This is a genomic window from Streptomyces sp. NPDC041124 (assembly GCF_055592385.1).
Window position 1 is genome coordinate 132,943 of the sequence record NZ_JBVIYR010000005.1, and the last position, 21,701, is coordinate 154,643.

The following is a 21,701-nucleotide window of genomic DNA, read 5'->3' on the forward strand; positions in this document are numbered from 1 at the left end:
GTCATCCCCTGGGTGGGTGTCCCGGGGTGGAGGCCCCCTGGATGCCACCCCTAGGGGACTTGGTACTACTGCACGTCGTGGACCTCGACCCGCGCCTCACCGCCCTTCACCGCCTCGGTGGTTTCTTCGTCCTGCGCACGGCAGGAGCACCCGACCGTTCCCTGCCCACGCTCGCCCAGGCATACGGCCCCGGGCTCCCGGACATTGAGGGGGACGACGCACTGGCCGCGCGGGTCCGCCGGGTCGCCGGCGCGCTGCGCGCCCCCGAGGCGCGGGTCGCCGCCTCCGTGGCCCATCAGGGGCTCGCCGCACGCCTGTGGTCCGTGGCCCTCGGCTCCGCCGCCCTCTACGGCGCCGTCCCCGACCTCGCCCCGCGCCTCCTGCGCTTCGACCCCGAGGCCGGCGCCCCCGACGACCTGTGGCCGAGCGAGGTGCGGCCGCTGCCCGGCGACGCAACGACGCTCGCCCACCTGGTGCTGCGCGGTCACCTCGAACCTCTCGCCGCGGCCCTGCGCTCCCGCCACCGTCTCGCACCCGGCCTGCTGCGCGGCAACGCCGCCTCGGCGCTGGCCGGCGCCGCCCGGGAACTGGACCGCTGGGGGCGCCGGCACGGCCGCGGGGACGTCGCCGACCGGGCCGGCCGCCTGACCCGCGAACTCCTCGGCCACCCGTCGCTCGCCGGTGCCGGCACCCTCACCGGCACCGCCTTCCGGCGCCGCAGCTGCTGCCTGTACTACCGGGTGCCCGGCGGGGGCGTCTGCGGCGACTGCTGCTTCGTACGGCTGCCCCGCTCTTCCCCGCGCGCCCCATCTGGGTGACCATGGAACAAAGTCCGCGCAGACAGGGGGTTCACGGGTGCGAGTGGGACTGCTGACCCGGGAGTACCCCCCGGACGTGTACGGCGGCGCCGGAGTCCATGTGGAGTTCCTCGCCCGGGAGCTGCGGACCCTGGTCGACCTGGAGGTGCACTGCTGGGGCGAAGGCCGGACGGACGGCGTGCTGCGCCACCGCTCCTGGTCCGCGCTCGACGGCGCCAACGACGCCCTGCGCACCTTCTCCGTGGACCTCGCCATGGCCGCCGCCCTCCAGGGCCGCGAACTCGTCCACTCCCACACCTGGTACGCCAATCTCGGCGGCCACCTCGCCAAACTGCTGTACGGCATCCCGCACGTGGTGACCGCCCACTCGCTGGAGCCGCTGCGCCCCTGGAAGGCCGAGCAGCTCGGCGGCGGATACGCCCTGTCGGGCTGGGCCGAGCGCACCGCGGTCGAGGCCGCCGACGCGGTGATCGCCGTGTCCGCGGCCATGCGCGAGGACGTCCTCGGCTGCTACCCGGCCCTCGACCCGGCCAGGGTGCACGTCGTGCACAACGGCATCGACACCGGCCTGTACCGCCCCGATCCCGGCACCGGCGCCCTGGACCGCATCGGACTGGACCGCTCCCGCCCGTACGTGCTGTTCGTCGGCCGGATCACCCGGCAGAAGGGCGTGCCCCACCTGCTGCGGGCGGTGCGCGGCATCGACCCCGCCGCCCAGGTGGTGCTGTGCGCCGGGGCTCCGGACACGCCCGAGATCGACCGGGAGTTCCGTGAGCTGTACGAGGAGCTGAGCCGGGTCCGCGAGGGCGTGTACTGGATTCCGCAGATGCTGCCGCGCCCGGAGGTGATCCAGTTGCTCACCCACGCCGCCGTGTTCGTGTGCCCGTCGGTGTACGAGCCGCTCGGCATCGTCAACCTCGAGGCCATGGCGTGCGGCACCGCGGTGGTCGCCTCCCGGGTCGGAGGGATCCCGGAGGTCGTGGCGGACGGCTCCACGGGGGTACTCGTGGACCCGGACGACGACTTCGAGGCGGGCCTCGCGCGCGCACTCGACTCGGTGCTCGGCGACCCGGCCGCGGCACGCCGGATGGGCGAGGCGGGACGGGACCGCGCGGTCACGGAGTTCGGCTGGGACGCCGTGGCCCGGCGCACGGCCGCGCTCTACGAGGAGGTCCGCCAACAGGCTTAGTCCCGCCCGTCCGGGGCAGTCTTGGGAAAATTCGGCGTGAGGGGAGCGGCCATGCGTCGTGGTGGGCCTTCGGTTCTGGGAATCGTGCTGGCGGGCGGCGAGGGCAAGCGCCTGATGCCCCTGACGGCGGACCGTGCCAAACCGGCGGTCACCTTCGGCGGCACCTACCGGCTGGTCGACTTCGTGCTGTCCAACCTGGTCAACGGCGACATCCTGCGCGTCTGCGTGCTCACGCAGTACAAGTCGCACTCGCTGGACCGGCACATCACCACCACCTGGCGGATGTCCAGTCTGCTCGGCAACTACGTCACCCCGGTCCCCGCCCAGCAGCGCCTCGGCCCGCGCTGGTACCTGGGCAGCGCCGACGCCATCCTGCAGTCGCTGAACCTGGTCCACGACGAACAGCCCGAGTACGTGGCGGTGTTCGGCGCCGACCACGTGTACCGCATGGACCCGCGTCAGATGCTCGCCCAGCACATCGAGAGCGGTGCCGGCGTCACGGTGGCCGGGATACGGGTGCCGCGCTCGGAGTCCTCCGCCTTCGGTGTCATCACCCCGGGCTCGGACGGGGTGAGCGTGGAGGGCTTCCTGGAGAAGCCCGCCGACCCGCCCGGTCTCGCCGACGACCCCGAATGCGTGTTCGCCTCCATGGGCAACTACATCTTCACCACCAAGGCGCTCGTCGAGGCGCTGCACCGGGACGCCGAGGACGAGCACTCGGTGCACGACATGGGCGGTTCGATCCTGCCCCAGCTCACCGAGCGGGGCGAGGCCCACCTGTACGACTTCAGCTCCAACCACGTGCCCGGCGAGACCACCCGCGACCAGGGGTACTGGCGCGACGTCGGCACGCTGGACGCCTACTACGAGGCGCACATGGACCTGATCGCCGAGCGTCCCGCCTTCAACCTCTACAACCGGCAGTGGCCCATCTACACGCATTCCGGCCAGCTCTCGCCGGCCCGGTTCAACGCGGGCGGCATGGCGAGCGAGTCGATCATCAGCGCCGGCTGCCTGATCCGGGGCCAGGTCACCCGGTCCGTGCTGTCGCCGGGTGTGGTGATCGACCCGGGTGCCGTGGTGCAGGGGTCGGTGCTGCACGACAACGTGCACGTGGGGCGGGGCGCGGTGGTGCGCGGCGCGGTGCTCGACAAGAACGTCCAGGTGCCGCCGGGCGCGACGATCGGCGTCAACCCGGAGCGGGACGCGGAGCTGTACACGGTGTCGAAGGGCGGCGTGATCGCCCTCGGCAAGGGACAGCGGGTGCCGTAGCGGTACGGAGCGGGGCCCGGCCGGTCTCGGGGCCGACGTCGGCCCTCGGCCGGCGGTGCCCCCGGCGGGACGCAGCCGTCCGGGTGGCGTCCTGCGCCCCGTGGAGCGGTCGTCCCCCGGGCCCGGCACCGCCCGCCATCCCCTGGCGCTCCCGCCCCGGCCCTTCCCCGTGGGTGCGCGGAGGGCGCGGACGTCACATGGTGTTGACCATGTGTAGCCAGATCGTACTTGACCGTAATCGGCCGGGAGCGATTGACTGCTGATCCGTTCCCGTCGTCGACGCGAGGCCCCGCCCATGACCGCAGACCCGCTCGCCCCCCTCGACCTGGCGTTCTGGAACATCGAGTCCGCCGGTCACCCGATGCACCTCGCGGCGCTCGGCGTCTTCTCCGCCGGCTCGCCGTCCGCGGCGGCCCACGCGACGGACCTGCTGGCCTCCCGGGCCGCCGCCGTGCCCGGACTGCGGATGCGTATCCGGGACACCTGGCAGCCGCTCGGTCTGCGCCAGTCGCTGAAGGCGTTGCGGGACACGCTGCCGGGTCCCGGCGGCCCCGGCGAACAGGCCCCCGCCGCGCCGCGCCGGCCGCTCACCGCCGCGCTGCGGCAGCCGTTCACCTCGGCGGTGCGCCGGTCGCTCGCCTTCGGCGGCGCCGCGCGCGAGCCGGACCCCGGCTTCGACCCCCTCGACCACGTCCTGCTGCACCCGCCGGCCGCCTGCTTCCACACCGCCGCCGGCCGGCTCATGGGCCGCCCCCTGGAACGCACCCGGCCGCCCTGGGAGGCGCACGTGCTGCCCGGGCAGGACGGTCTCTCCTACGCCGTGCTGTTCAAGTTCCACCACGCCCTCGCCGACGGGCTGCGCGCCCTCACCCTCGCCGCCGCGCTGATGGACCCGCTGGACCTGCCCGCGCCACGGCCCCGCCCCACCGATCCCCCGCGCGGGCTGCTCCCCGACGTGCGCGAGGTGCCCGGCCTCCTCCGGGACGCCCTGTCCGACGCGGGCCGGGCCCTGGACATCGGCGCCGCCGTCGCCCGCTCCACCCTCGACATGCGCTCCTCGCCCGCGCTGTCCTGCGCCCCCAGCGGTACGCGCCGCACGGCCGGCGCGGTGATCGACCTCGACGACGTGCACCGCATCCGCAAGAGCGCGGGCGGCACCGTCAACGACGTCACCATCGCGGTCGTCGCCGGCGCGCTGCGCCGCTGGCTCGACGAGCGCGGCGACGGCAGCGAGGGCGTCGCCCCGCGCGCCCTCATCCCCGTCTCCCGGCGCCGGCCGCGCACCGCCCACCCCCAGGGCAACCGGCTCTCCGGGTACCTGATGAGGCTTCCCGTCGACGAGCGGGACCCGCTGGCCCGGCTCACCCAGGTACGCACCGCCATGGACCGCAACAAGGACGCGGGACCGCACCGGGGCGCCGGCGCCGTGGCCCTGCTCGCCGACCATGTGCCGCCGCTCGGCCACCGGCTCGGCGGACCGCTGCTGGGCCAGGCGGCCCGGCTCTGGTTCGACGTCCTGGTCACCAGCGTGCCGCTGCCCGGCTTCGGCCTCAGGCTCGGCGGCGACCAGCTCGGCGCCGTGTTCCCGCTCGCGCCGCTGGCGCCCGGTCACTCCCTCGCCGTCGCGGTCTCCACGTACCGGGGGCGCGTCCACTACGGTCTCGTCGCCGACGGCGCGGCCGTCCCCGACCTCGACCGGCTGGCCCACGCCCTGACCGAGGAGGCGGCCACGCTGACCGCCCTCTGCGATCACTGAGCGTCGCGGTTTGCCGCTCCGGCCGGGCGCTCCGTAAAATCTCCCGTTCGACAGCGGATGCGAACGGAGCGCCGCGAGAAGCAGAGCGGGAACGGCAGCGGCGATGACGGTGACACAGGACGGCCCCGAGGCCACGGACGCGGTGGCATACGGGCCCGGCATCGACCCGGAGCGGCTCGCCGTCTGCCTCGGCGTGCTCGAGGAACTCGACAAGCTCGACGTCGACCACCCGGACGCGATCCTGGTCCGCCGGGCCACCTCGCACATCTACCGCACGGTCAAGCAGCGCCGCCGCCAGGAGCGCCGGGCCGCCAAGACCGCCCACGACAAGGCCGTCACCGAGGCCACCGCCACCGGCTCCGCCGAGCGCATCGACGACGAGACCGAGGGCATCCTGCCCTCCTCCCGGGTGGAGCCGGGGAGGATCGCGGGGATACTCCAGCGCCCCCGGTCCTGCTACACCTGCAAGACCCGTTACGTCGAGGTCGACTACTTCTACCACCAGCTCTGCCAGAAGTGCGCCGCCGAGAACCGGGCCCGGCGCGACGCCCGTGCCGACCTCACCGGCAAGCGGGCGCTCCTCACCGGCGGACGCGCCAAGATCGGCATGTACATCGCGCTGCGGCTGCTGCGTGACGGCGCCCACACCACCATCACCACGCGGTTCCCCAAGGACGCCATCCGCCGCTTCAAGGCCATGGACGACTCCGCGGACTGGATGAACCGCCTGGAGGTCGTCGGCATCGACCTGCGCGACCCGGGCCAGGCCGTCGCGCTCGCCGACCAGGTCGCCGAGCAGGGCCCGCTGGACATCCTGATCAACAACGCCACCCAGACCGTGCGCCGGCTGCCGTCCGCGTACGCCGCGCTCGTCGAGGGCGAGAGCGCCCCCCTTCCGGCCGGTGAGCTGCCCGCCCACCACGTCATCGGCGCCTTCAACTCCGGCGCCGTCGACGGACTGACCGCCCTGCCCGTCGGGGCCAGCGGCCTCGACGCGCAGAAGGTCGCCGACCTCGCCCTGGTCGCGGGCAACGCCAGCGTGGTCCGGCACCGTGACGGCACCGCCATCGACGCGGGCGGCCTGCTCCCCGACGTCGTCGACTCCAACACCTGGGTCCAGACCATCGAGCAGATCTCCCCGGTGGAGCTGCTGGAGACCCAGCTGTGCAACTACACGGCGCCGTTCATCCTCATCAGCAAGCTCCGTCCGGCCATGGCCGAGGCCGCCCGCCGTGCCCCCGCCGGGCGCGCCTACGTCGTCAACGTCTCCGCCATGGAAGGCGTGTTCGACCGCGGCTACAAGGGGGCCGGGCACCCCAACACCAACGCGGCCAAGGCGGCCATGAACATGGTGACGCGGACCAGCGCCCAGGAGATGTTCGACACCGACCGCATCCTGATGACCTCGGTCGACACCGGCTGGATCACCGACGAGCGCCCCCACTTCGACAAGCTGCGCCTCGCCGACGCCGGCTTCCACGCCCCGCTCGACCTGGTCGACGGCGCGGCCCGCGTCTACGACCCGATCGTGCGCGGCGAGGCGGGCGAGGACCTGTACGGCGTCTTCATGAAGGACTACGCGCCCGGCCGGTGGTGAGGACGGCGGCCCCAAGGGCCGTCAGTCGGCCGTGCCCAGTCGTGCGTTGCGCGCCGCCAGAAGTTCCAGGACGGTCCGCCAGTCCTCCGGGACACCGGCGTCGAAGCAGGCCGTGCGGGCCTCCTCGTCCGCCTCGCGCAGGGCGAGCAGGTCGTCCCCGGCGGGCAGGTCGTACCGGGGACGGTGGCGGACCAGGCCGGCGACGCGCTCGCCGAGCAGCGCCCGTACCGCGTCCGCCGCGCGCTCGGCTCCGGCGGCAGGACCGCCGGACCCCAGCAGCCGGCCGACCGGCAGGACCAGGCCGGCCACCTGGAGCTCCTTGTCGGCGGGCCGGCCCCGGCGCAGCAGCGCCGCGGTCCGCAGGGCGTGCTCGCACGCGTCGGCCGGGGTGCCTCCGCGGCCTTTTCGGTCGTCCCGCGTGCCCCGGCAGGCGTGCAGCAGGTCCATCAGCTCCTCGACGGTGCGCAGCTCCATGCGCCGGTCCTCCCGGGAGACAGCCGTTGCCGTGCGGCAGCAGACCATGGCGAGTTTGCGGGCCGGCCAACGGGACCTGAACTGCGCCATGACCAGGCGGCCTTGTCGAAAACGTCGACGCCCATATAGTCCGAATGGGTGAATGAGTGAGCCGCAGACATGCGGAAATAGGAGCATATAGGGGTGTATTGCATACGCCCCGTCGCGCGATTGTTACCGTCGGCTTCGAGCCCCATCGAGCGGGGGGCCGCTCATTTGGTTACCCTGAGGCGGACGGACAGCAGCAAGGGTCCTACCCGCACCCACGGTCCGTCTGGGACCAGCCGGTTCACAACGGCCTGCATCTCCCCGAGACACCGGCGCCACCGCGTCCGAACGGCTTTCGACTCACCACCCGAGCGGACGTCAGACGCCAGGCACCGGGCCGACGCGGTACGTCCCCAGGGTGACCGACACATAAGGAGTGCGCGGTGACACCGGAGCAGACGCAACGCGAAGAGCCCCCCAAGGAACGCCTCCAGCGTTCCCGCCGCAAGGCCGGGGAGCTCGGCAGCCTCGACGTGTGGGCCCGATCGGCCCCGATCCGCCTCGCCGGCTACGAGGACGACCTCGCCGAGCCGCACATCCTGCCCAGCGTCGACTGACGGGCCCACCCGCTCGGCCTCCGCGCGGGCGTGCCAGACTCGCACCCATGCTGATCAGGGAAGCGTCCCCCGGCGACTGGCCGCGCATCTGGCCGTTCTGGCACCGCGTCGTCGCCGCCGGTGAGACCTACGCCTGGGACCCGGGCACCTCCGAGGAGGCCGCCCGGGACCTGTGGATGAACCCGGCGAAACAGGTGTACGTCGTCGAGGACGACACGGGTGCCGTCGTGGCCTCCGCCTACCTCACCCCCAACTACGGCGGACCCGCCGCGCGGATCGCCAACGCCGGTTTCATGGTCGACCCCGACCGGACCGGCCGGGGTGTCGGGCGCCTCCTCGCCGAACACGTCCTGACCGGGGCGCGCGACGCCGGTTACCGGGGCATGGTGTTCAACGCCGTCGTCGAGACCAACCCGGCCGTGGCGCTGTGGACTTCGCTCGGCTTCACGATCCTGGGCACCGTGCCCGAGGCCTTCGACCACCCCCGGCACGGCCCGGTGGGGCTGCACATCATGTACAGGGCACTGTGACCCGCACGGGGGGAGTCAGGGCCGGACGTAGGGACGGGTCGTGATCCCCATGTGGCGGCCGTCCGGGCCCTCGAAGCAGGCGCCACGACCCCCGAACAGCCGTTGACCCTGCCCGGATCGGCGGCGTACACCTGCGCACCCTCCCGCTGGTGCCCCTGGGCCTGAAGCGCCCTGAGCGGGCCTGGTCAGCCTTCCAGCCGGCTGCGCAGCCACTCCTCCACCGCGCCCACGTGCGCGGCCGCCGCCGCCCGCGCGGCCTCCGGGTCGCGTGCGGCCAAGGCCCGGTGGATCGCCGCGTGTTCGCGCCGGGTGCGGTCGAAGGCGCCCTCCTCCTGGTCGCCGCGCCGGACCCGGGCCCGGAAGGTGCGTGAGGACAGGCCGTCCAGGATGGCGGCCATCGTCGCGTTGCCGGCGGCGGCCGCGATCTCCCGGTGGAAGGCCAGGTCGTGGGCGAGGATCCGCTCCGGGTCGTCGGTGGCGTTCATGGCGGCCAGATGACGCTCCACCTCGGCCAGCTGCTCCGTGGTGATCCGCGCGGCGGCCAGCGCCGCCGCCGCCGACTCCAGGACGCGCCGCACCTGGAGCAGTTCCACCAGCCGGGACCCGCGGGACAGATCGGCCACGACCCCGAACGTCTCCAGCAGGTCCCCGGCCTCCAGCCGCGTGACGTAGATGCCCGAACCGTGCCGGGCCTCCAGGACGCCCAGCACCGTCAGCGCCCGGATCGCCTCCCGCATCGAACTGCGGGAGATGCCCAGCCGGGCGGCGAGGTCCCGCTCGGTGGGCAGCCGCTGCCCGGGCTCGAGTTCACCCTCGCGGATCATCGCCGTGATCCGCTCGATGGCGCGCTGCGTCACCGTGCCCTTCCGCGGGGCCGTCTCCTCCGCCTCAGGTGCCGTCTCCTCCACGCCACTCCTTCACTCACCGGGACCGCCGCAGTCTACCGACGGAAGTGGTCGGACCAACAGGGGGAGAATGTGGGCCGATTCGCGTCCAGAGGGTGTTCCGGTCGCCGAGTGGTCTGATAAGTATGCGTCGGTACCCAGGACCCACGCCCCGCCCCCGTCCGCCACCGAAAGGCCCTCCGTGCCCTCGAAACCCGCCCGGATCACCGCCGTCGACACCTACGACATCCGGTTCCCGACCTCGCGGGAACTCGACGGCTCCGACGCGATGAACCCCGACCCCGACTACTCGGCGGCCTACGTCGTCCTGCGCACCGACGCAGCCGACGGACACGAGGGGCACGGCTTCGCCTTCACCATCGGACGGGGCAACGACGTCCAGGTCGCCGCGATCGAAGCGCTGCGCGGCCACGTCCTCGGCCGGTCCGCCGACGACCTCTGCGCCGACCCCTCCCTGCTCAGCGGGGACCTCACCGGCGACAGCCAACTGCGCTGGCTCGGACCGGAGAAGGGGGTGATGCACATGGCGGTCGGAGCCGTCGTCAACGCCCTGTGGGACCTGGCCGCCAAGCGTGCCGGCAAACCCCTGTGGCGGCTGCTCGCCGAGGCCGACCCGGCCTGGCTGGTCCACCAGATCGACTTCCGGTACCTCACCGACGCCCTCACGCCCCAGGAGGCCCTGACCCTGCTGCGCCGCGGCCGGGAGGGCGCCGGGCGGCGCACGGCCCGGCTGCTGGAACGCGGCTACCCCGCCTACACCACCTCGCCCGGCTGGCTCGGCTACGACGACGACAAGCTCACCCGGCTCGCCGCCCGGGCGGTCGCCGACGGATTCCGGCAGATCAAGCTCAAGGTCGGAGCGGACCTCGCCGACGACATCCGCCGCTGCCGGACCGCACGCGCCGCCGTCGGACCCGACGTGCGCATCGCGATCGACGCCAACCAGCGCTGGGACGTGGACGAGGCGATCCGCTGGACCAAGGCCCTCGCGGAGTTCGACCCCTACTGGATCGAGGAGCCCACCAGCCCCGACGACATCCTCGGCCACGCCGCCGTCCGCCGGGCCGTCGCCCCCGTCAAGGTGGCCACCGGCGAACACGCGCAGAACAGGATCGTCTTCAAGCAGCTCCTCCAGGCCGACGCCCTCGACATCGTCCAGATCGACGCCGCCCGCGTCGGCGGTGTCCCCGAGAACCTCGCCGTGCTGCTGCTCGCCGCCAAGTACGGCGTCCCGGTGTGCCCGCACGCGGGCGGGGTCGGTCTGTGCGAACTCGTCCAGCACCTGGCGATGTTCGACTACGTCGCCCTGACCGGCACCACCGAGGACCGGGTCATCGAGTACGTCGACCACCTGCACGACCACTTCCTCGACCCCGTGGTGATCCGTGACGGTCACTACACCGCACCCCTCGCGCCCGGTTTCTCCGCCGCCCTGCGGCCGGAGTCCCTGGCCCGCTACACCTACCCCGACGGCGCGTTCTGGACCACGGACGCGGCCACCCGAGAGGAGCGGACGGCATGAGCGACTTCGAGGGCCTGACGGCCCTGGTGACCGGCGGCGCCTGCGGCATCGGCCGGGCCACCGCGGAACTCCTCGCGCTGCGCGGCGCCCGGGTGGCCGTCCTCGACCTCGATCCCTCGACCGTGGAGGAACCCCTCACCGGCCACCGCGCCGACGTCACCGACGACGCCTCGGTCCGCGCCGCGGTGGCGGCCGCAGTCGAGGAGCTCGGCGGGCTCGACATCCTGGTCAACAACGCCGGCATCGGCGCCCGGGGCACGGTGGAGAGCAACTCCGACGAGGAATGGCACCACGTCTTCGACGTCAACGTCCTCGGCATGGTGCGCACCGCCCGCGCCTGCCTGCCCGCGCTGCGCGCCTCCGCGCACGCCGCCGTCGTCAACACCTGCTCCGTCGCCGCCACCGCGGGCCTGCCGCAGCGCGCTCTCTACAGCGCCACCAAGGGCGCCGTGTACTCCCTGACCCTCGCCATGGCCGCCGACCACGTCCACGAGGGCATCCGCGTCAACTGCGTCAACCCGGGCACCGTCGACACCCCCTGGATCGGCCGGCTGCTCGACGCGGCCGACGACCCGGCCGCCGAACGCGCCGCCCTGGAGGCCCGCCAGCCCACCGGCCGCCTGGTCACCCCCGCCGAGGCCGCCGCCGCCATCGCCTACCTCGCCGGCCCCCTGTCCGGCGCCACGACCGGCACCGCCCTCGCCGTCGACGGCGGCATGCAGGGCCTCCGCCCGCGGACGGGAACCCGGTGAAGCGCCGCCGGCTCGGCCGCAGCCGCGTCGAGGTCACCGCCCTGGCCTTCGGATCCGCCGGGATCGGCAACCTGTACACCGAGGTCGGCGAGCAAGAGGCCCGCGAGGCGGTCGCGGCGGCGTGGCAGCGCGGCATCCGCTCCTTCGACACCGCCCCGCACTACGGCCTCGGCCTGGCCGAGCGCCGCCTCGGCGCGGCCCTGCGCGCGTACCCGCGCGCCGAGTTCACCGTGTCCACCAAGGTCGGCCGCCGCCTCGAACCCGCCGGCACCGGTGGTGACGACCTCGCCGACGGCTTCGCCGTCCCCGCCACCCACCGCCGCGTCTGGGACTTCAGCGCCGACGGCGTACGCCGCACCCTGGAGGCCAGCCTGCGGCGCCTCGGCCTGGACCGGGTCGACGTCGTGTACCTGCACGACCCCGACGACCACGCCGACCAGGCCTTCCGCGAGGCCTACCCGGCCCTGGAGCGGCTCCGCGCGGAAGGTGTCGTCGGGGCGATCGGCGCCGGCATGAACCAGAGCGCGATGCTCACCCGCTTCGTCCGCGACACCGACGTCGACGTGGTGCTGTGCGCCGGCCGCCACACCCTCCTCGACCAGAGCGCCCTGTCCGACCTGCTGCCCGCCGCCCTGGAACGGGGCCGGTCGGTCGTCATCGGCGGCCCCTTCAACTCGGGCCTGCTCGCCGACCCGAGACCCGGAGCGACCTACGACTACGCACGGGCGCCCGCCGAGTTGCTCGACCGGGCCCTGCGCGTCAAGGCGGCCGCCGAGCGCCACGGCACCACCCTGCGCGCCGCCGCCCTGGCCTTCTGCGCCGCCCACCCCGCGGTCGCGTGCATCCTGGTGGGCGCCCGCTCGGCCGCCGAAGTCCACGACTGCGCCGACCAGTTCGCCACACCGGTCCCCCCGGCCCTGTGGCGGGACCTGCGCGCCACCGGTCTGCTGCCGTCCGAGGGGGAGCAGGCGTGACCGTCGACGCCCACCACCACGTCTGGGACCTGTCCGTACGCCCCCAGGACTGGCTCACCGGCCCCGGACTCCGGCCACTGCGGCGGAACTTCGGCATGGACGACCTCGCACCCGCGGCGCGTGCGGCCGGTGTCGGCCGTACCGTCCTGGTGCAGACCGTCACCGCCGCCGGGGAAACCCCCGAACTGCTCGCCCTCGCCGAGGCGCACCCCCTGATCGCCGGCGTGGTCGGCTGGACCGACCTCACCCGCCCGGACGTCGCGGACGAACTGGCCCGGCTGCGGGAACTGCCCGGCGGACGGTACCTCAAGGGCATCCGGCACCAGGTCCAGGGCGAGTCCGACCCCGGGTGGCTGCTGCGAGGGGACGTACGGCGCGCACTGGCCGCGGTGGCCGGGGCGGGCCTGGTCTACGACCTCGTCGTCCTGCCGCACCAGTTGCCCGCCTGCACGGCTGCGGCCGCGTCGCTGCCGGGGCTCACCTTCGTCCTGGACCACCTGGGCAAGCCGCCCGTCGCCTCCGGCGCCCTCGAACCCTGGGCGTCCGCCGTCCGCGCCCTGGCCGCGCTGCCCAACACCGTGTGCAAGCTCTCCGGCCTGGTCACCGAGGCCGACAGGGCCGGCTGGACGGCCGGCGACCTGAGGCCGTACGCGGACGTGGTGCTGGACGCCTTCGGACCCGGGCGGCTGATGTTCGGCTCGGACTGGCCGGTGTGCACCCTGGCGGCGGCGTACGGCGACGTCCTCGCCGCCGCCCGGGAACTGACCCTCCACCTCTCCCCGGGGGAGCGCCGGCAGCTCTTCGACACGACCGCCACCCGTGTCTACCGCCTCTGATCCGCCGGTGCCAGCCGGGTCGGCGGCCAGAACTCCCGCACGTAGGTCCGCTGCCAGCACGCGCCCGTCTCCCGCAGCTCCCGCCAGGTGGTGTAGCGGTAGCGGAAGAGCCGGGCGCGGACGTGACGGGGCGGGGCGTCCGCGGGGAACGGGGAGCGGCGCAGCAGTTTCAGCGTGTCCCGGTCGTTCTCCAGCAGCCGCTCCACCAGCACCCCGAACCACGGGCCGGCGTACGCGGGCGACAGCGCCGCGAACCACATCAGCCAGTCCAGCCGCAGGTGGTACGGCGCGAACTGGCGCGGCCAGCGCCGGGGATCGCCCGGCTTGCCCTTGAACTCGTACTCCCGCCAGTCGCCGTCCTCCCGGGGCACCTCGTCCGCCGTGCCCTCCACGACCACCTCGTAGCGGACCCGGCTGACGCTGCCGAACGCGCCGTAGGTGTTGACCAGGTGCAGCGGGTCGAAGGAGCGGTTCATCACCTGGCGGCGGGAGAGCATGTTGCGTACCGGATGCCAGGACAGGCCCAGCAGCAGCGCGGACACCGCGAGGACGACCACCACGAACCACAGCGGGGCGCCGGGCACCTCGGGCGCGTCGGACGGGAAGGCGATCACCGGCAGGGCCAGCACGATCGTCACCCAGTTCAGCCAGGCGAAGTTGCCGGACAGCACCAGCCACAGCTGGGTGACGATCATCAGCGCGGCGGCGGCCGAGGCGACCGGCTGCGGGGCGAACAGCAGGAACGGCACGACCAGCTGGGTGACATGGTTCGCCGCTACCTCGATCCGGTGCAGCGGCTTCGGCAGATGGTGGAAGAACCAGCTCAGCGGCCCCGGCATCGGCTGCGTCTCGTGGTGGTGGTCCAGGCAGGTCAGCTTCCGCCAGCACGCGTCACCGCGCATCTTGATCAGGCCCGCGCCGAACTCCACCCGGAACAGGATCCACCGCAGCAGGAACAGCACCACGACCGGCGGCGCCACCTCGTCGTTGCCGAGGAACACGGCGAGGAAGCCGACCTCCAGCAGCAGCGACTCCCAGCCGAACGAGTACCAGGTCTGCCCCACGTTGACGACCGACAGGTACAGCAGCCACGGCACCAGCCACAGCAGCATCCCGGCCCACAGCGGAAGCAGCGAGTCCAGCCCGGCGAGCAGCGCCGCCGACACCGCGCAGCCCGCCCAGGCGCACCCCGCGAAGAACCGGTCCGAGTAGTGCCAGTGGAACAGGCTCGGGGACCGGCGGAACGGCACCCGTTCCACGTGACGCGGCACCGGCAGCATCCCCCGCTCCCCGATCAGCGCACGGAACTGCAGCGCCGCCGTCAGGAACGCGACCAGGTACAGTCCGGCCAGCGCCCGCTGGAAGACCAGCCGGCTCAGCCAGTAGTCGGATGCGGTGAACCACTCCACGGCCCCGCGCTCCCTCCGCCGTTGTCCCGCCCGGCCCACTGTCATCCTCCGTATACCACCGCGAGGTGCCAGATTCCCGCGGAGAGGAGGGACACGGAAGTGGGCCCAGCGGTCGAAGATTCGCGGGAATCCTGGCAAGGTGGCCCCATGTCTGATCGGGGAGCGAGCCCCCTGTCACTCCCGGACGACTGGCCGGACCACCCGGATCCGATCCTGGTGCTCAACCGCATGGGCAGCTTCGACTGGGATCTGGCCGCCGGGGTGATGCAGATGGACGCGCAGGCGCACGAGATCTTCGACGTGCGCCCCGACGAGTACGACGACCGGCCCGAGACCCTGGGGAAGCGGGTGCCGCCCGGCGAGGCCAGGCGGCTGGACGCGGCCGTCTCGCAGGCGCTGAAGGACGGCAGCGAGAACTACGGTGCCTACTTCCGGCTCCGCCGCCGCGACGGCGAGCTGCGCTGGACCCACACCCAGGGCTACATCCGCCGGGACGAGACCGGCCGCCCCCTCCGCATCATCGGCATCGTCCGGGACGCCACCCAGGAGCTGAGCGACACCGAGGCCCGGCGCGCGCAGGCCGCGCAGGAGGACGCCCGCCGCCGCCAGACCAACATCGTCCAGCTCGCCACCGCGGCTCTCGCCCACGCCCGCACCGTGCGGGAGGTCATCGACGCCCTCAAGGACACCCACGGACTCACCCATCTGGGCGCCACCAGCCTCGTCATGGGCCTGGTCGAGGCGGGCCGCATCCGGCTCATCGCCGAGGGGCCCGACGGCAGCTTCGTCGAGGGCACCCGCATCACCCGGATAGACGAGCCGTACCCGATGAGCGAGGCCGTACGGACCCTGAGCCCGTGCTTCATCGAGTCACCGGAGGAGTTCGCCGAGCGCTACCCGGGGCTCTGGCAGGGCATCACCGGCCTGAACATCACCTCGGCCGCCTACCTGCCGCTCATCGTCCAGGGCCGCCCGATCGGCGCCATGGGCCTGCTCTACAGCGACCGGCACGGCTTCTCCTCCGAGGAGCGCAACATCCTGGTCGCCCTGGGCAGCAGCATTGCGCAGAGCCTGCAGCGCGCGATGTTCTACGAGCAGGAGATGGACCTCGCCCAGGGGCTGCAGCAGGCCATGCTGCCCCGCACCATCCCCAGCGTGCCCGGCGCCGACCTCGCCGTGCGCTACCGCGCCGCCGCCATCGGCGGCACCTTCGGCCGGGACATCGGCGGGGACTGGTACGACCTGATCCCGCTGCCCGGCGGCCGGGTCGGTGCCGTCATCGGGGACGTCCAGGGCCACGACACGCACGCCGCCGCCGTCATGGGCCAGCTGCGCATCGTCCTGCGCGCCTACGCCGCCGAGGGGCACCCGCCGGCCACCGTGATGGCCCGCGCCTCCGTCTTCCTGGACGAGCTGGACACCGACCGCTCCGCGACCTGCCTCTACGCCGAGGCGGACCTGTCCACCGGCGTGTTCCAGGTGGTGCGGGCCGGCCACATCGACCCGCTGGTGCGCCGCAACGACGGCTCCTGCCACCGCGTTCCCGTCCCCGGCGGGCTGCCGCTCGGCCTGTCCGCGGAGTTCGGCGGGCTCGACTACCCGGTCGGCACGATAGAGCTCGACCCCGGCGACACCCTGCTGCTGTGCACCGACGGACTGGTCGAACAGCCCGGCGCCGATCTCGACGACGGCATGGAGGCCCTGGCCGCGCTGATCACCGTCGGCCCCGACGACGTGCGCGAACTCGCCGACCGGCTCATCGACGTCGCCGAGGAACGCGGCGGTGACGACGACGTGGCGCTCCTCCTGCTGCGCCGGCGCGCCCTGGACAGCCCGCGCTCCGGCGGCCGGCTCAAGCAGTACGTGCCGCCCGGCGACCCCCGGGCCCTGTCCGAGACCCGCCGCATGATCCGTGCGGCGGTCGGCGCCTGGGGGGCGCGGGACCGGGCCGACGAGATCGAGCTGGTCGCCGACGAGATGATCACCAACGTGCTGATGCACACCGAGGGCACCGCCGTCGTCACCCTCCGGGTCCTCACCGGCAAGGACCGGCGCCTGCGGGTGGAGGTCGAGGACTCCTCCAGCGCCCTGCCGCGCCGCCGCGAGGCCGGTGAGTCGGGTGTCTCCGGCAGGGGCCTGCTGCTGGTCGAGATGCTCACCGACGTGTGGGGCGTGGAGGCGCGGGGCGGCGGCAAGTGCGTGTGGAGCGAGTTCGTGGTGGGCGGGGGCGGCGAACCGGCCTGACCCCGCGGGTCCCCGGTGGCACTCTTGACGTATGCCGGAACTCCCCGAGGTCGAGGCGCTCAAGGACTTCCTCTCCGAGCACCTGACCGGCCACGAGATCGTCCGGGTGCTGCCCGTGGCGATCAGCGTCCTGAAGACCTACGACCCGCCGCTCACGGCGGTCGAGGGCCGCGAGGTCACCGCCGTACGCCGGTACGGCAAGTTCCTCGCCCTCGCGACGGACGGCGGGCCGTACCTCGTCACCCACCTGGCCCGCGCGGGCTGGCTGCAGTGGAAGGACCCCCTGCCCAGCGGACCGCCCCGCCCCGGCAGGGGACCGCTGGCGCTGCGGGTCGCGCTGGAGACCGGCGCGGGCTTCGACCTGACCGAGACAGGCACCCAGAAACGGCTCTCGGTGTACGTCGTGGCGGATCCCGGCGAGGTCCCGGGCATCGCCCGGCTGGGCCCGGACCCGCTGGCCGACGACTTCGACGAACGGCGGCTCGCGGACCTGCTGGCCGGGGAACGCCGCCGCATCAAGGGCGCGCTGCGGGACCAGGGCCTCGTCGCGGGCGTCGGCAACGCCTACAGCGACGAGATCCTGCACGCGGCCCGCATGTCCCCGTACAAGCCGGCCGGCTCCCTCACCGCGGAGGAGACCACCCGGCTGTACGAGGCCCTGCGGACCACCCTCACCGAGGCGGTGGAACGGTCCAGGGGGGTCGCGGCCGGGCGGCTGAAGGCCGAGAAGAAGAGCGGCCTGAGGGTCCACGGCCGCACCGGCGAGGCCTGTCCGGTGTGCGGGGACACCATCCGTGAGGTCTCCTTCAGCGACTCCTCGCTGCAGTACTGCCCCACCTGCCAGACCGGTGGCAGGCTTCTGGCCGACCGCAGGCTCTCCCGCCTGCTGAAGTGAGAGTCACCGGGTCAGGAGGTCAGCGGGGCTCCAGCGTCACCAGGTGCTCGCCCTGCGCCGTGCGCACCTCGTAGCGGGCGATCTCGTCGGGGTGCATGGCCGAGCCGCTCCGCATCGTGTTGGGGCGCGCGTCGTGACGGTCCACGCTCCAGCTGGTCACCGTCTCCTCGGAGCCGTTCCGGCCGATCACCACCAGACGGCAGACCCGGGGGCCCGCGCCGTCCTTCACCGTCAGCCGCAGGTGGCTGCCCCAGGCCTCGTCCTCCCAGGTCACCTCCGCCCACACCCCGGACCGCTCGTCGGTCGCCGCGACGCTCACGGCGGCCTCACCACCGCCACCGCCGTCCCGCGCCATCACCGTGACCGCCGGCGCGGACACCGCGATCACCAGAGAGGCGGCCAGCGCGAGCAGCAGCCGGCGGCGCCCCGAGCGGTGGCGGACCGCCACCTGGGACACGAGCCGGTCCAGCATCCTGGGGCCGGGCTTGGCCAGCGGGTGCACCGGGCGCGGGGTCGCGCTCCGGTACAGCATCAACTGACGTGCGGCAGGGCCGAATTCGGTCACCTGGACAGCGCAGCTCGGGCACTCCATGAGGTGGTCCTCGAAGCGGAACGCCTCCGCCTCGTCCAGCACGCCGAGCGCGTAGGCGCCGACGTCGCGATGCCTCTCCAGGGACCTCATGCCGAATCCTCGTGCCGTTGGGTGCGGGTGGGGTTACTCCTTGCTCCCACCGGTACGCACCAGTCGGCCGAATCACTCAAGCCGCGTGCCGAATCGTGACCGAAGGATTCGGAGCCCTCCGGCCCGCGGATTGGTCGGATTCCGGGAAACCTCAGAAAAGGTGGATGGCGAGGTGGCCGAGCGGCAGCCCGAGCTGCCAGGCCGGTGTCCACACCTCGGGTCCCTCGTCCTCGCCGCCCGCCGCGCCGCCCGGCACCGCGTTGAGGTCCGGCGCCAGCAGCTCCGTCTCCCGCAGCCAGCGCCACGCCTCCCGGGCCAGGTCCAGATCCGGATCCGGCACCTCCCGGCCGGCCGTGCCCCCGGCCAGGTCGGCGAGGCGGCCCTGCACCCACTCCTGCCAGGGCTGGTCGTAAGCGGTCAGCGACAGCCAGGTCTCCAGCTGGGTGATCACCCGGATGCCGGACAGCTCGCCCTCGGTGTCGGACAGGAAGACGGTCAGTGCCAGCGCGTCCCGGCCGGCCCGGAACTCGAACGACGTCGGCGGCATGAGATCGCCGCTGCGCAGCAGTTCGTCGGCGATGTACTCGGCGTACAACCAGGCCATGGGGACGGTGAGTTCACCGTCACCGGTGCCGTCCGTGCTCTCTCGACCTCTGTGCAGCATCCCTTCCTGCCTTCCTCCGGTGCGTGCGCGTCGCCCGAACCCGGGCCCCCGGTCCGGAACACGGATGAGGACAGCCGATTACTCAACCGGGGTCGTCGGCAAGGCGCTTTACGGAGGTTTGACTCGGCGGTCGGTTTCACCGCATGTCGGGGGCGTATCCGGGAAGCACCCGGCGCAGGGCGCGCAGCGCGTAGAACGCGCGGGACTTCACGGTACCGGGCGGGATCCCGAGGGCCGTCGCGGCTTCCGCCACACTCGCCCCCTGGAAGTACACCAGCACCAGGACTTCACGGTGCTCCGGAGTGAGTGTCTTCACAGCCTCGCGGACATCGAGCGTCGCCGCGGCCCGCTCGGCGTGGTCGGAGATCACCCGCGCGTTCTCCAGCACCGCGTCCCCGACCTCGGGCGGACGAGCCTGCCGGGCCCGCCGCGCGTCGATCGCGAGCCGCCGGCCCACGGTCAGCAGCCAGGGGCGTACGGAGTCGAAGTTCTCGGCGCGCAGGGCCTCGGGGTGCTGCCACGCGCGCACCAGCGTCTCCTGGACCAGATCCTCCGCGCGCTGCCGGTCGCCGTCGCAGAGCCGGAGCAGCAGCGCGAAGAGGGGCCGGCCGTGCTCGCGCTGCAGTGCGGCGAGCTCGTGCTCGGCGGTCGTCCCGTTCGTGAGTGTGATTCCGGCCGTCATGGCCGTATGCCAGCGCACTGCGCTCCCCGGCGACAGGGCGTGCACAGGAGCGTGCGGCGGACGGTCGATCGCGTCGACGAACGGTTCGACGAACGGTCGGGGTGGCCGTTCGCGCACGCCGGACGGCCTAAAGGGCGTGTCGGAGCAGCCACCGGCAGGATGCGGCTTCTTACCTGTTTATCCACAAATACGACTACAGCGGGGTGACGTGATGATCGCACGCAGTCGGCAGGTGGCCCTCGTCCTGACCGCGGTCCTCGCCGCGGGGGCCGCCTGTCAGGCCCGCGACCACAGGCCGCCGGAACCGGGGCGTCCGGCCCCCTCCGCGCCGGGTCGCTCCGGCTTCACCCTCGTCGCCTCCGGCGACGTGCTGCCCCACACCTCGATCATCGAGCGCGCCCGCTTCGACGCCGGCGGCACCGGGTACGACTTCCGGCCGATGCTCTCCGGCATCCGCTCCGTCGTCGCCCCCGCGGACGCGGCGCTGTGCCACATGGAGACCGTCTACGGCGCCGACGGCGACTACACCGGCTACCCCCTCTTCAAGTCCCCGCCCGAGATCGCCGCCGCCCTCGCCGCCACCGGCTACGACGGCTGCTCCACCGCCTCCAACCACACCCTCGACGACGGCACGGACGGCATCCGCCGCACGCTCGACGCCCTCGACCGGGCGGGCGTCCGGCACGCCGGTTCGGCGCGCAGTGCACAGGAAGCCCGCACCGCGACCGTGCTGCGCGCGGGCGGGGCGCGCGTCGCCCACCTCGCCTACACCTACGACACCAACGGCCTGGCGATGCCGCCCGACCAGCCCTGGGCGGTCGCCCTGGTCGACGAGGCGCGGATCGTCGAGGACGCGCGGGCCGCCCGCGGGGCCGGAGCGGATGTCGTCGTGGTCTCCGTGCACTGGGGCACCGAGTGGCAGGACGCCCCCGACGAGCGGCAGACCGCACTGGCCCGCTCGCTCACCGCCGCGCACACCGGCGGCCGCCCCGACATCGACCTGATCCTCGGCACCCACGCCCATGTGCCGCAGGCGTACGAGAAGGTCAACGGCACCTGGGTGGTCTACGGCATGGGCGATCAGATCGCCGGTGAGATGACCAACCACGAGGGCGTCCGGGACCCCCGCGGCAACCAGTCCACCCTGGGCCGCTTCACCTTCGCTCCGCCCGGAAGCCAGGGCGGGCGCTGGGAGGTGACCCGCGCCGAGTTCGTCCCGCAGTTCTTCGACGTGGACGCCGGGCGGGTCGTCAACCTCAACCGGGCGCTCGCCCGGGGAGCCGAGGTGCGCTCGGTGCGCGACCGGATCCGGGACGTCGTGCTGAGCCGGGGCGCCGCGCAGGACGGCCTCGTGATGGGGGAGTGAGGACGCGTCAGCCGGTGTCGACGTGCTCCAGCGCCTTGAGCAGTTCGCCCAGCACCCGCAGACAGGCCCTCACGTCGGCTTCCGTCAGGCCGCCGCCGGTCTCCCGCAGCAGCCGGTGCTCGCTCTCGAGGACGGCGGCGATCGCCGCGGCACCCTTCCGCGTCGGACGGATCAGGGGCGACCGCCGGTGGGCCGGATTGGGGACGCTCTCCACCAGGTGCTGCGCCGCCGCGTCGTTCACCATGCGCTGGACGAACTGCCGGCTGATCGCCTGGGCCCTGCCCATCTGCGGCACCGTCATCGGCCCGTTGCGGTGCAGCAGCGTGAGCACGGCGCGGACGCCCAGCGACAGTTCTCCGACGTCCAGCCCCTGCTCCACGCTGCGCTGGGCGCGCCGGTAGAGGGGGCCGACCAGGTCGTACACCTCGGTGAGGCGGCGGCCGAGTTCGTCCGGGGGGAGGGGTGCGTCCATGTCTGTCACTCCGCCATC

At 73.3% G+C, this 21,701-nt stretch carries 21 protein-coding genes; 14 read left to right on the top strand and 7 right to left on the bottom strand.

All coding sequences use genetic code 11. The features are described from left to right. Positions 1 to 59: 59 nt before the first annotated feature. From ACZ6A9_RS15425 to ACZ6A9_RS15445, 5 genes are all read left to right on the top strand, one after another. The gene (locus tag ACZ6A9_RS15425; RefSeq protein ID WP_468984849.1) at positions 60 to 818 is read left to right on the top strand and encodes a (2Fe-2S)-binding protein; all 759 of its coding nucleotides are present in this window, start codon (positions 60 to 62) and stop codon (positions 816 to 818) included. Between the two features lie 37 nt (positions 819 to 855). After that, positions 856 to 2,007, top strand: coding sequence for a glycogen synthase (glgA, locus tag ACZ6A9_RS15430; protein ID WP_468984852.1), 1,152 nt, complete (start codon positions 856 to 858; stop codon positions 2,005 to 2,007). Between the two features lie 51 nt (positions 2,008 to 2,058). Next, entirely contained in the window at positions 2,059 to 3,279 is a 1,221-nt protein-coding gene (glgC, locus tag ACZ6A9_RS15435) for a glucose-1-phosphate adenylyltransferase (RefSeq protein WP_468984855.1), read from the top strand. A gap of 295 nt (positions 3,280 to 3,574) precedes the next feature. Beyond that, entirely contained in the window at positions 3,575 to 5,035 is a 1,461-nt protein-coding gene (locus tag ACZ6A9_RS15440; protein WP_468984857.1) for a wax ester/triacylglycerol synthase family O-acyltransferase, read from the top strand. Positions 5,036 to 5,138: 103 nt separating this feature from the next. Further along, positions 5,139 to 6,632, top strand: a complete 1,494-nt coding sequence (locus tag ACZ6A9_RS15445) for an SDR family NAD(P)-dependent oxidoreductase (protein WP_468984860.1) — start codon at positions 5,139 to 5,141, stop codon at positions 6,630 to 6,632. A 21-nt stretch (positions 6,633 to 6,653) separates the two neighbouring features. On the opposite strand, the gene ACZ6A9_RS15450 is transcribed toward ACZ6A9_RS15445, so the two are convergent. After that, the gene (locus ACZ6A9_RS15450) at positions 6,654 to 7,106 is read right to left on the bottom strand and encodes a hypothetical protein (protein WP_468985738.1); all 453 of its coding nucleotides are present in this window, start codon (positions 7,104 to 7,106) and stop codon (positions 6,654 to 6,656) included. A 470-nt stretch (positions 7,107 to 7,576) separates the two neighbouring features. On the opposite strand from ACZ6A9_RS15450, the gene ACZ6A9_RS15455 reads away from it, so the two are divergent. Continuing rightward, positions 7,577 to 7,750 (top strand): hypothetical protein, encoded by a 174-nt coding sequence (locus tag ACZ6A9_RS15455; RefSeq protein ID WP_228971430.1) that lies wholly within the window; start codon positions 7,577 to 7,579, stop codon positions 7,748 to 7,750. A 47-nt stretch (positions 7,751 to 7,797) separates the two neighbouring features. Then, positions 7,798 to 8,280, top strand: a complete 483-nt coding sequence (locus ACZ6A9_RS15460; RefSeq protein ID WP_468984863.1) for a GNAT family N-acetyltransferase — start codon at positions 7,798 to 7,800, stop codon at positions 8,278 to 8,280. Positions 8,281 to 8,465: 185 nt separating this feature from the next. Here ACZ6A9_RS15460 and ACZ6A9_RS15465 read toward each other — a convergent pair whose 3' ends face one another. Beyond that, complete coding sequence (locus tag ACZ6A9_RS15465; RefSeq protein ID WP_468984865.1) at positions 8,466 to 9,188, bottom strand: FadR/GntR family transcriptional regulator; 723 nt, start codon at positions 9,186 to 9,188, stop codon at positions 8,466 to 8,468. Between the two features lie 178 nt (positions 9,189 to 9,366). On the opposite strand from ACZ6A9_RS15465, the gene ACZ6A9_RS15470 reads away from it, so the two are divergent. Genes ACZ6A9_RS15470 through ACZ6A9_RS15485 form a run of 4 tightly spaced genes read left to right on the top strand, consistent with a single transcriptional unit; the run spans position 9,367 to position 13,269 of the window. Continuing rightward, on the top strand, positions 9,367 to 10,707 hold the full coding sequence (locus ACZ6A9_RS15470; protein WP_468984867.1) for an enolase C-terminal domain-like protein: 1,341 nt from the start codon (positions 9,367 to 9,369) through the stop codon (positions 10,705 to 10,707). Next, on the top strand, positions 10,704 to 11,459 hold the full coding sequence (locus ACZ6A9_RS15475; RefSeq protein ID WP_468984869.1) for an SDR family NAD(P)-dependent oxidoreductase: 756 nt from the start codon (positions 10,704 to 10,706) through the stop codon (positions 11,457 to 11,459). Before ACZ6A9_RS15470 ends, ACZ6A9_RS15475 begins: the two co-directional genes overlap by 4 nt. Beyond that, positions 11,456 to 12,433 (top strand): aldo/keto reductase, encoded by a 978-nt coding sequence (locus tag ACZ6A9_RS15480; protein WP_468984871.1) that lies wholly within the window; start codon positions 11,456 to 11,458, stop codon positions 12,431 to 12,433. Before ACZ6A9_RS15475 ends, ACZ6A9_RS15480 begins: the two co-directional genes overlap by 4 nt. Beyond that, positions 12,430 to 13,269 (top strand): amidohydrolase family protein, encoded by an 840-nt coding sequence (locus ACZ6A9_RS15485; RefSeq protein ID WP_468984873.1) that lies wholly within the window; start codon positions 12,430 to 12,432, stop codon positions 13,267 to 13,269. The genes ACZ6A9_RS15480 and ACZ6A9_RS15485 overlap by 4 nt, the downstream gene beginning before the upstream one ends. On the opposite strand, the gene ACZ6A9_RS15490 is transcribed toward ACZ6A9_RS15485, so the two are convergent. Then, positions 13,257 to 14,678, bottom strand: a complete 1,422-nt coding sequence (locus ACZ6A9_RS15490; protein ID WP_468984876.1) for a lipase maturation factor family protein — start codon at positions 14,676 to 14,678, stop codon at positions 13,257 to 13,259. The two genes, ACZ6A9_RS15485 and ACZ6A9_RS15490, sit on opposite strands and share 13 nt — an antisense overlap. Before the next feature lie 147 nt (positions 14,679 to 14,825). Between ACZ6A9_RS15490 and ACZ6A9_RS15495 the strand changes: the two genes are divergently transcribed. Both ACZ6A9_RS15495 and ACZ6A9_RS15500 read left to right on the top strand, forming a co-directional pair. Further along, complete coding sequence (locus tag ACZ6A9_RS15495; RefSeq protein ID WP_468984878.1) at positions 14,826 to 16,922, top strand: SpoIIE family protein phosphatase; 2,097 nt, start codon at positions 14,826 to 14,828, stop codon at positions 16,920 to 16,922. A 31-nt stretch (positions 16,923 to 16,953) separates the two neighbouring features. Further along, positions 16,954 to 17,817: an Fpg/Nei family DNA glycosylase gene (locus ACZ6A9_RS15500; RefSeq protein ID WP_468984880.1), complete on the top strand. Its 864-nt coding sequence runs from the start codon at positions 16,954 to 16,956 to the stop codon at positions 17,815 to 17,817. A 19-nt stretch (positions 17,818 to 17,836) separates the two neighbouring features. On the opposite strand, the gene ACZ6A9_RS15505 is transcribed toward ACZ6A9_RS15500, so the two are convergent. From ACZ6A9_RS15505 to ACZ6A9_RS15515, 3 genes are all read right to left on the bottom strand, one after another. Beyond that, a complete protein-coding gene (locus ACZ6A9_RS15505) occupies positions 17,837 to 18,499 on the bottom strand; it encodes a zf-HC2 domain-containing protein (protein ID WP_468984882.1) in 663 nt (220 codons plus the stop codon). A gap of 151 nt (positions 18,500 to 18,650) precedes the next feature. Next, positions 18,651 to 19,163 (bottom strand): hypothetical protein, encoded by a 513-nt coding sequence (locus ACZ6A9_RS15510; protein WP_468984885.1) that lies wholly within the window; start codon positions 19,161 to 19,163, stop codon positions 18,651 to 18,653. 136 nt (positions 19,164 to 19,299) lie between these two features. Next, entirely contained in the window at positions 19,300 to 19,845 is a 546-nt protein-coding gene (locus tag ACZ6A9_RS15515) for a sigma-70 family RNA polymerase sigma factor (RefSeq protein ID WP_468984888.1), read from the bottom strand. 211 nt (positions 19,846 to 20,056) lie between these two features. On the opposite strand from ACZ6A9_RS15515, the gene ACZ6A9_RS15520 reads away from it, so the two are divergent. Next, positions 20,057 to 21,211, top strand: coding sequence for a CapA family protein (locus ACZ6A9_RS15520; protein ID WP_468984891.1), 1,155 nt, complete (start codon positions 20,057 to 20,059; stop codon positions 21,209 to 21,211). 7 nt (positions 21,212 to 21,218) lie between these two features. Here ACZ6A9_RS15520 and ACZ6A9_RS15525 read toward each other — a convergent pair whose 3' ends face one another. Continuing rightward, positions 21,219 to 21,692: a MarR family winged helix-turn-helix transcriptional regulator gene (locus ACZ6A9_RS15525; RefSeq protein ID WP_468984894.1), complete on the bottom strand. Its 474-nt coding sequence runs from the start codon at positions 21,690 to 21,692 to the stop codon at positions 21,219 to 21,221. Positions 21,693 to 21,701: the final 9 nt, after the last annotated feature.

Bases quoted from the DNA above. Each gene is read 5' to 3' on its own strand.
- ACZ6A9_RS15460 (WP_468984863.1), top strand. From the start codon at position 7,798: ATGCTGATCAGGGAAGCGTCCCCCGGCGACTGGCCGCGCATCTGGCCG.
- ACZ6A9_RS15495 (WP_468984878.1), top strand. From the start codon at position 14,826: ATGTCTGATCGGGGAGCGAGCCCCCTGTCACTCCCGGACGACTGGCCG.
- ACZ6A9_RS15520 (WP_468984891.1), top strand. From the start codon at position 20,057: ATGATCGCACGCAGTCGGCAGGTGGCCCTCGTCCTGACCGCGGTCCTC.
- ACZ6A9_RS15510 (WP_468984885.1), bottom strand. From the start codon at position 19,163: ATGCTGCACAGAGGTCGAGAGAGCACGGACGGCACCGGTGACGGTGAA.
- ACZ6A9_RS15445 (WP_468984860.1), top strand. From the start codon at position 5,139: ATGACGGTGACACAGGACGGCCCCGAGGCCACGGACGCGGTGGCATAC.
- ACZ6A9_RS15505 (WP_468984882.1), bottom strand. From the start codon at position 18,499: ATGAGGTCCCTGGAGAGGCATCGCGACGTCGGCGCCTACGCGCTCGGC.
- ACZ6A9_RS15515 (WP_468984888.1), bottom strand. From the start codon at position 19,845: ATGACGGCCGGAATCACACTCACGAACGGGACGACCGCCGAGCACGAG.
- ACZ6A9_RS15450 (WP_468985738.1), bottom strand. From the start codon at position 7,106: ATGGAGCTGCGCACCGTCGAGGAGCTGATGGACCTGCTGCACGCCTGC.
- glgC (WP_468984855.1), top strand. From the start codon at position 2,059: ATGCGTCGTGGTGGGCCTTCGGTTCTGGGAATCGTGCTGGCGGGCGGC.
- ACZ6A9_RS15500 (WP_468984880.1), top strand. From the start codon at position 16,954: ATGCCGGAACTCCCCGAGGTCGAGGCGCTCAAGGACTTCCTCTCCGAG.
- ACZ6A9_RS15440 (WP_468984857.1), top strand. From the start codon at position 3,575: ATGACCGCAGACCCGCTCGCCCCCCTCGACCTGGCGTTCTGGAACATC.
- ACZ6A9_RS15475 (WP_468984869.1), top strand. From the start codon at position 10,704: ATGAGCGACTTCGAGGGCCTGACGGCCCTGGTGACCGGCGGCGCCTGC.